At 59.9% G+C, this 8,572-nt stretch carries 5 protein-coding genes; 1 reads left to right on the top strand and 4 read right to left on the bottom strand.

The genetic code is table 11. The features are described 5' to 3' along the window. Positions 1 to 789, top strand: a 789-nt coding sequence (gene proC / locus ACIREA_RS20435) for a pyrroline-5-carboxylate reductase (protein ID WP_397384195.1), incomplete at its 5' end; no start/stop codon positions are given. A gap of 231 nt (positions 790 to 1,020) precedes the next feature. Here proC and ACIREA_RS20430 read toward each other — a convergent pair. From ACIREA_RS20430 to ACIREA_RS20415, 4 genes are all read right to left on the bottom strand, one after another. Beyond that, positions 1,021 to 1,188 (bottom strand): hypothetical protein, encoded by a 168-nt coding sequence (locus tag ACIREA_RS20430; protein ID WP_397384194.1) that lies wholly within the window; start codon positions 1,186 to 1,188, stop codon positions 1,021 to 1,023. A 104-nt stretch (positions 1,189 to 1,292) separates the two neighbouring features. Further along, complete coding sequence (locus tag ACIREA_RS20425; RefSeq protein WP_397384193.1) at positions 1,293 to 1,634, bottom strand: hypothetical protein; 342 nt, start codon at positions 1,632 to 1,634, stop codon at positions 1,293 to 1,295. A 126-nt stretch (positions 1,635 to 1,760) separates the two neighbouring features. Further along, positions 1,761 to 6,554: a TIR domain-containing protein gene (locus ACIREA_RS20420; RefSeq protein WP_397384192.1), complete on the bottom strand. Its 4,794-nt coding sequence runs from the start codon at positions 6,552 to 6,554 to the stop codon at positions 1,761 to 1,763. 146 nt (positions 6,555 to 6,700) lie between these two features. Further along, the gene (locus tag ACIREA_RS20415; protein ID WP_397384191.1) at positions 6,701 to 8,497 is read right to left on the bottom strand and encodes an NADPH-dependent assimilatory sulfite reductase hemoprotein subunit; all 1,797 of its coding nucleotides are present in this window, start codon (positions 8,495 to 8,497) and stop codon (positions 6,701 to 6,703) included. Positions 8,498 to 8,572: the final 75 nt, after the last annotated feature.

Below are 8,572 nucleotides of genomic sequence, written 5' to 3'. Positions count from 1 at the left end.
CTCATTGGCTGTGGAAAAATGGGCGGCGCGCTCCTGCGCGGCGTGGAGCAGGCGCTTGGCAAAACCAGCCTGAATGTGGCGCTCAGCGATGTGATGCCCGAGGCCGTGAACTCCCTGCGCAAATGCCTCGCCTGCAAAACGATCACCGGCACACCGGCAGAAGTGGCGGCAGCATCAGACGTCATCATCCTCGCCGTGAAACCCGGAGACATAAAGTCCCTGTGCGAGGCTCTCTCCCAGGTCAAAGGCTCGCGCCTGTACCTCAGCATCGCCGCCGGGGTCTCGCTGGCCAATCTCGAAACCTGGCTCGGTGGCAAGCAACGCGTCATTCGCAGCATGCCCAATACCCCCGCACTCGTCGGCAAAGGAGCCGCTGCCTTCGCACGCGGCAGCAAGGCCACCGCCAAGGACGCCGCCCTCGCGGAGAAAATTCTCGGAGCCGTCGGCACGGCGGATGAAGTCGCCGAAAAACTGCTCGATGCCGTCACCGGCCTCTCCGGCAGCGGTCCCGCCTATGTTTACACCGTCATCGAAGCCCTCGCCGACGGCGGCGTGCTCATGGGCCTGCCACGCGCCGCAGCCGTACGCCTCGCGGCGCAAACCGTCGCCGGTGCGGCCGAAATGGTCCTCACCAGCGGCAAACACCCCGCGTCCCTGCGCGATGAAGTCACCAGCCCAGGCGGCACCACCATCGCCGGCCTCGAAAAACTCGAGCAGCACGGCCTCCGCAACGCCATGATCCAAGCCGTCCGCGCCGCCACCGAAAAAAGCAAAGCCCTAGGCTCCTAATCGGAGGACAGGCCTCCGGCCTGTCAACGGCTCGAGGCGTCTCGCCTTCGTCTGAAATCCGAAGGCGGAACGCCTCAACAGTACGATGGGCACTCCTGCCCGTCGACCAGCGCCCCCGCATCAAACCGGAATGATGCCCTTCACAAGACCACCTGCCTTCACACTCGTGAATCAGGTGGCTGTCTCAGTTTGAAAAGGGCCAGACTTCCGAGCCTGTTCGGCCGAATCGCCTCATTTGCCCTCATCTTTTTCAAAAGCCCACGCAAAGGCGGAAATAACAAACGCAATCAAAAACACGCCCAGCACCTCCCCCTTGTGAGGCAGACGTCCGAGCCAGAGCATGGAGCCTACAAGCTGTATGGCGGTCAGGCAGGCGGCCAGAGCGACAATTCTCTTCATGGAGAACTATCGGCCGCCAAAGCGAAATGGAAGCGGATTCTGACCCCTTGGTTATCTGGGCTGATCCTAATCCCTCCGCTTGACCTTTTCCTGATCTTCAGAGATCAAAACGCCGGCTTGAAATACCCCAGATAAGCCAGACCAGCTCCGGTAATAGCAGCGATCAGCACCACCAGCGGCGCGGCGATCACGCGGCGCTTCGCCAGCACTGGCAGAAAGCCCAGCACCAGCCACAGGCCGATCTTGATCCAGGCCCACACCGGCATCGTGCCCATGATGCCCAGCTTCGCCAGCATGCCGAATCCGGAGATAATGCTGATGACCAGACCGATGCCATGCCACATCATGGCCTTCTTGGCACCTTCGCTGGAGAACAGACCGCCAAAGCCGATGAAAACAAGGATCAGGCCGATGAGATGCAGGTAATGATAGAACGGGAGAGACATAGCCGAGTCTGTGGCCCAAAGAAACGCCTCACACAAGTGCCGTAATGGTCAGAAATAAAAGTTGCCTTGTTGCGCCGCAACAAGGGGCCCGGCCCGGAAACCAGCTCCCCACGAACCCCCCATCCCTCAATCCTCCATCCCCGGAATCGGCCCAAACACCTCCGCCGGCAGCCGCCGAATAAACCGCCCCTTCGCATCCCTCTCCTCCCACCCCAGCCACCGCCACGCCTCGCGGGTGGCATGGAGGATTTCAGTGCCAGCGCCATTAATGACGGCGGATTGGTTTTCGGGGAGAATGCACCCAGTCCAAAGACATTCGCCGGTGTTTGCATCCCAAAGCTTGAAGGTGCTGTCAGTAGAGCCCGAGAGCAGGCGCGAGTTGTCGGGGCTCCAGGCGCAGCATTTGACGTAACTGGCATGCCCCGTGAGTGAGAGCAGCTCCCTGCCAGTGGGGGCATCCCAGAGCTTGAGAGTTTTATCTTCAGAACCTGAGAGCAGGCGTGAGCCGTCGGGACTCCAGGCACAACAGGTAACGGCGCTTGCATGCCCTGTAAGAGAGAGGTGTTCTTTGCCAGTGGTGGCATCCCAGATCTTGAGGGTGTTGTCGTCGGAGCCTGAAATCAGGAGTGAGCCATCTGGACTCCAAGCGCAGCAGGTGATCCAGTGGAAATGACCCGTGAGTGAGAGAAGAACTTTGCCAATGGCGGCATCCCAGACCTTGAGGGTGTTATCATAGGAACCCGAGAGCAGTCGAAAGCCATCAGGACTCCAGGCGCAGCAGGTGACGCAGTGGGCATGATCCGTCAGTGAGCGAATTTCTTTGCCTGTGGCGGCATTCCAGATCTTGAGGGTCTTGTCGTCGGAGCCTGAAAGCAGGAATGAGCCATCCGGACTCCAAGCGCAGCATGTGATCCAGTGGGCATGACCCGTGAGTAAGTGAAGTTCTTTGCCAGTGGCTGCATCACTGAGCTTGAGGGTGTTGTCATAGGAGCCCGAGAGCAGGCGTGAGCCGTCAGGACTCAAGACGCAGCAACTGACACCACTGTAATATCCCGTAAGTGCGAGGATTTCTCTCCCAGAGGAGGCGCTCCAGAAGTTGAGAGTATGGCCATTTGAGCCCGTGAGTAGGCGCGATCCGTCGGAACTCCAAGTGCAGCAGTTGACGGAACGGCCATGTCCCGCAAGGACAAGTAGCTCCCTACCGGTGACGGCATCCCAGAGCTTGAGGGTTCTGTCCCAAGTGCCCGAGACTATGCGCTTGCCGTCGGGACTCCAGGCGCAGCATTTGACGGGATCGGAATGCTTCGCGAAGGAGAAAAGTTCATTGCCGGTTAGGGCGTTCCAAAGTTTGAGGGTGTGATCAAATGAGCCCGAAAGCAGGCGCGTGCCGTCAGGACTCCAGGCGCAGCAGTTGACGGGGTTATCATGCCCCGTGAGCGCGAAGAGTTCTCCGCCTGAGGCAGCATCCCAGACCTTGAGGGTACGATCAGAGGATCCTGAGAGCAGACGCGCATTGTCTGGGCTCCAAGCGCAGCAGTTGACGGGACGGGCATGCCCTTTGAGGGTGATGATCTCTCTTCCGGAGGCCGCGTCCCAGAGCTTAAGGGTGTGGTCTGAGGAACCTGAGAGCAGGCGCGAGCTGTCTGGGCTCCAGGCACAGCAGTTGACAGCACGGGAATGCCCGGTGAGGACGAGAAGTTCCCTGCCGGTGGTGGCATCCCAGAGCTTGAGACAATTGTCAGAGGAGCCCGAGACTAGGCGCGCACCGTCTGGGCTCCAGGTGCAGCAATCGACTGAGTCTGAATGCCCCTTGAGGGTAAGGAGTTCCTTCCCGGAGACGGCATCCCAAAGCTTGAGGGTACGGTCATAAGATCCCGAGAGCAGTCGTGCACCGTCGGGACTCCAGGCACAACAATTAACGTAACCGCTATGCCCCGTGAGAGTGAGAAGTTCCCTGCCGGAGGCGGCGTCCCAGACCTTCAAACGTCCGTCATTGGAGCCTGTAAGAACGGCACTCCCATTAGGACTCCAGACGCAGCAAGTGGCACCGCTGCCGTGACCAATATAAATTTGTGGGAACGCTAGCGCCCTCAGCGCACGGGGAACCGTGGCGAGACTCAGACTTGTGGTTTCTACCTGAAGTAATTCCGCCAGTTCGAGCATATCTTGTTCGACTGATGCGCCTTGCCGCGAGCCACCCCGCCATTCCAGACCTGCCAGATCCGCCTGCGTCAGCTTCGCACGAGCCGCATTCACCTGCAGGAACAAAGCCTGACGCGCCTCCAGTCCAGACAGGTCTGTATCCGAAAGATCGACGAACTCAACACGCGCACGGTTGAGCTGCACACTCCGCAGATTCACTCCCCGCAAATTCAGCGGCTGCTCTTTGCTCCGGCCTTTGATGTGCCATTCATCCAAATCCGCACCCGCCAGATTCACCTGCTGCGGCTGCGGCTCGGGATGACTTTGCTTAATAGCTTCGAGCCAGTATTTGAATGCTAGGCAGGTCGCAGGCAGGCAACTGCCGCCGAGAATGCGTTCTAATGAAGAGAGGGCGACACCGGAAAGATTCGCCGCGAGGATCTGCCCCAAAAAATCCAGTGTCTCCAGCGAGACCATCGGCATGTCCCACTCAGCATCCGCCTTGTCCACCAACGCACGGAACAGGTGGCTGGCCAGAAAGTACTCCTGCAAAGACGTGTGGGCGAAACGGAAGTGTTTCGCCTCCGTATCTGGCCGCAGCACGAAAGTGGCGGTGCGCAGATCTTCCTTCAGCAGAGAGCGGTCTTTGTTCGCATACGCCGAAGCGATGGCGGGGTTCCGGTGCAGAAACTCATCAAACCATTCTTCCAAGCGATCCACGTCCCACTGCTTTTCGCCACTGCGCCAGAGGGCGGCGGCCAGCGCCTCCATGAGGCGGCGCTTGTGCATGGCATCAAGGTGGTGCTTGCCGTCATCGCGGCTCAACCACGAACGCACCACGAGATCGTACAGACGTGCCGCATTGACAGTTTCGCCACGCATTTGCAGCGCTTCCAGTTCACCCAGACGACCGCTGATGAGGCTGAGCAAGTAGGGGCGCTCCGCGAGGTCACGCAGATTGTGAATGGAAGCGATGAGTTCAAAAGCTTCCCCACCGCGTTTCTCATCCCCAAGGAAGGACGTGAGGTAACCGCGAATCTGCCCCTCATCAAAAGGCAGCAGGCAAAACGCCGGATATTGGCTGCGGTCGATGCCTTCGCGATCTTCCCCAGTGAGCATGGCGTTCTGGCTCCACACATCACGGAAGTAATGGCTGCGGCAGGAGAGCAGCATCTTGCCTTTGCATATGGAAGCTTGGCTAGGTGACAGCATGGCCTGGGGTAGCACGGACCACAGCGTGCGGATGAAATCCCGCGCACGGTTCTGCGTGAGGTGGACGATCTTTTCATCCAGCCCGTCGAAAATGATGAGCGCACCCTCCTCGCGCACCAACCGCAGCAGATCACCTGCCGTGACGGTGCGGTCAGTGACTCGCCATGAGCGTTGAATCACGCTGGTTAGCAACTCCTCAATGGTCGGCACCGCCTCGGGCTTGTCGCTCACGTAGTCACGCAGATCGATGTAAACGGGCAGTGGGTATTTCGCCGGATCCTTCTGGCGCTTCTCAATCAACTGCCGCGTGAACTGCTTCAGCGTCGTGGTCTTGCCAATACCGACCTCTCCCAGCAGCGCAAAAAACGGAGATCCCTCCGCCCTCACCGCCCAGCCTTCGAGTTCATCCAGCGCGTCCCTAGCCTCACCGGCACCTGCCTTTGCCGGATCGATCGACTCCCGCGCCGCGAGATGATGAGCAAGGCCGCGCGTGCGCTGGAAATGCTTCGTCTCCTCCGGGGTAGGCATGAAGCGCTGGAGATCAGGTGATGCAGGCACTCCTGCCTGCACTTCGGATGTCTCCTCGTTCTCTTTGCAGGCAGGAGTGCCCGCGTCACCTGGAGAGATGGGAGCGAAGCAGCCATCGAGACGTTTCTGGATGGCGAGGAAGAGCTGATGGACAAACTCACGCTTCTTGGCCGTGCCCTGCATCTCCTCATAGAAACGAGCTTCGGCGTTCCTTCCCGCTTTGCGGAAGATCTGATGCTCCACGAGCCCCAGCAAATCCTGCTCTTTGAAGTCCACCTTGATCAAGCCCACGGGAAGGATGGGCTTCCGCCCCGGCGCATTCCCGATGTAGTGCGGCAGCTCGTGTTCCTTGATGTACTTTCGATTCAGAAACTCCGGCCCAATGAGAAGCAATCCAAAATCCGAGGCATGAATCGCCGCCTGGATGCGCTCATGCCAGCGTTCGCCAATGGAAGTGTCCTGATCCATCCACAACTCGACTTCATATCGGCTGGAGCAGCCGAACTGGCTTTTGAGTTCCTCAACCAGACTGTCCGCGAGGTCTTTCTGGGCACGAGCATAGGAGACGAAGAAGCGAACGAAGATTTTCTTCCCCTCCATGGCACTCCCCGTAGTCGCGATGCCCTTGGAGGGAATAAACGGCCTGCCCGCCACATCCGCTGTAACCTGTTGGGAAAACCGCGTCACCCTCAGCACCGCCTCATCCGGCCCGGTGAACCACACCGTGCGCTCGGTCGGCGGGCTTTGCTTCTTCGTATCGACGTGGATTTGCAGGCTGAGGTCAGCCCCACCCTGAGTGGGATCACCTTTGGCCGCATCATTCAGCCGCTTGCGCAGCCGGGTCAGGTTGGCCAGCGCGGTCTGGGTATCCTGGCCATAAAAGAGCGTGTTCAGCACGTCCGAGAGCCGCGTTTTCTCCGCCACCGCGAGCTTGAGCAGCCTCAAAAGGCGGTCACGGTCGGATTTCCCCAGCTCTTCCAGCCATGGCTTCGCCGCTTCCCGGAGGGAATCACCAAACAAGGTTACAGTCAGGCTCATTTGGAGGATGAAACCCGGTTATTGGAGTTTTGGCAACGATTTTGGAGGATTATGGCCACCTTTTGGAGGAATTGACAGCGGCCCCAGCCACAAAAAAGGCGGCCCGCTAGGTGCGGGCCGCCTCGAATTCGATGCTTTTTGGAGGATTAACCCGCCTCAGCAGCCGTCGTCTTGGCTTCGGCCAGCTTGGCGGCACGTTCAGCCAGTTCGATGTGGAACTGCTCCGGCGTCGGTGCCTCACCCGTGGTGCGGGTGCGGGCGAACCAGTCGGCGAAGATTTCGCCGTCCTTGCGCTCCGCTTTGAAAGCTTCCAGGAAGGCGCGTACCTTCACCGGCACTTCTTCACCGAGGACGGTCTTGTACTCCAGGCCGGCGAGGCGATTGCCGCGGATGCTACCACCCACAAACATCGCGTACTTGTTCGGCGAGCGACCCACAAAGCCGAAGTCGGCGTTGTAAGGGCGGCCGCAGCCGTTCGGGCAGCCCGTCATGCGGAAGAGGATCGGCTCGTCTTCGAGACCCAGTTCACGCAGCGCTTCGTCGATCTTGTCCATGAAGCCCGGCAGCACACGCTCGGATTCGCTCAGGGCCAGGCCGCAGGTCGGCAGGGCCACGCAGGCGTGGGCCACCTTGCGGGCGCGGGTCATGCCATCGGCGTGGATGACTCCGTGCTTGGCCAGAATGGCATCCACGGCGTCCTTCTGCTCCGGTGCCACGTCGGCAATAATCATGTTCGTGTTCGGCGTCACGATCAGCGGCAGGTCCAGCGTTTTGCAGAGATCCACGAAGGCGCTGCGGTAGTGCGGGCCGTTTTCACGGTCCACAATGCGGCCCATGCTCACATGCACGGCGCAGTAGAGCTTGCCGTCACCCTGTTCGTGCCAGCCGAGCTTGTCCTCGACGCTATCAAAGTTCAGCTCCTTCGGCGGGAAGGTTTCGATGCCCGGCAGGCGGCGCACCACTTCGGCGCGGAAGCCGTCGAGGCCCATGCTCTGCACGGTGTACTTCATGCGGGCGTTCTTGCGCTCGGTGCGGTTGCCATGGTCACGCTGGGTGGTCACGATGGCTTCGACGGCATCCACCACGTTCGCACGCTTCGCATAAAGGAGCGGCTGCCCGAGGAAGGGGCGGGTGCTGAGCTGGCCGTGGCTCATGCCAAAGCCGCCACCGACAGTGAGGGTATAGCCTTCGACGGCACCGTCCACCACGTGCGGCACCAGGCCCAGATCTTGGGAGTAGATGTCCGCATCATTGCAGGGCTGGATGGCCACGCCGATCTTGAATTTACGCGGCAGATAGACCTTGCCGTAGATGGGGTCATCACCTTCAGGGGCTTTTGTTGCCTCACGCACGGCAGGATTCACTTCCGGATCTTGCGTCCACTCGGGCTCCAGCTTCTCGCCGTCCAGCCAGATGTCGGCATAAGCCTGGCTGCGCCACAGGAAGCGCTGGCTGATTTCTTCCGTAAGCGTCTGAGTATCAGCATGCACGGCATCCTTGATCGGAGCCGCCGGGCCCATGGTGTTGCGCACCACGTCACCGCAGGCACCCATGGTGCTGAGGCCGCTGTGGCAGACATTGGAAATGACTTCCTTCAGGCCGCCTTTGAGCACGCCGTGGAGCTGGATGCCCTGACGGTTCGTCAGGCGCATGTTCCCGAAAGCCTTTTCGCAAAGGTCGTCATGGATGAGCCATTGCTTCGCGGTGATACGGCCGCCGGGCATTTTGCTGCGGATCATGAAGCTCCAAGCTTTGTCCAGCTTCGCCTTGGTGCGTTCGGCGCGCACATCGCGGTCATCCTGCTGGTAGGAACCGTGGTGCTTGAGTAGGATGTTGGAGTCCTCCGGGATGTTCGGGGTGCTGGTATCAGCGAACTGCTCGGCCAGCTGGCCACGGAGGCCTGCTGAGGCGAGTTTGATGTCTTCGACGGAGGCTTTGCTCATAAAGGGTGGTTTGGGGGGCTTTCAGTGTCGGCTAGGATACTTTGAATGCAAGCCTTGAGGCCAAGGCGTCATTCT

The organism is Prosthecobacter sp., assembly GCF_044373815.1.
Classification (GTDB): Bacteria; Verrucomicrobiota; Verrucomicrobiia; order Verrucomicrobiales; family Verrucomicrobiaceae; genus Prosthecobacter.
This window is presented reverse-complemented; position numbering and strand designations above follow the sequence as displayed.

Coding starts and splice junctions, on each gene's coding strand:
- ACIREA_RS20430 (WP_397384194.1), bottom strand. CDS start 1,188: ATGAAGAGAATTGTCGCTCTGGCCGCCTGCCTGACCGCCATACAGCTT.
- ACIREA_RS20415 (WP_397384191.1), bottom strand. CDS start 8,497: ATGAGCAAAGCCTCCGTCGAAGACATCAAACTCGCCTCAGCAGGCCTC.
- ACIREA_RS20425 (WP_397384193.1), bottom strand. CDS start 1,634: ATGTCTCTCCCGTTCTATCATTACCTGCATCTCATCGGCCTGATCCTT.
- ACIREA_RS20420 (WP_397384192.1), bottom strand. CDS start 6,554: ATGAGCCTGACTGTAACCTTGTTTGGTGATTCCCTCCGGGAAGCGGCG.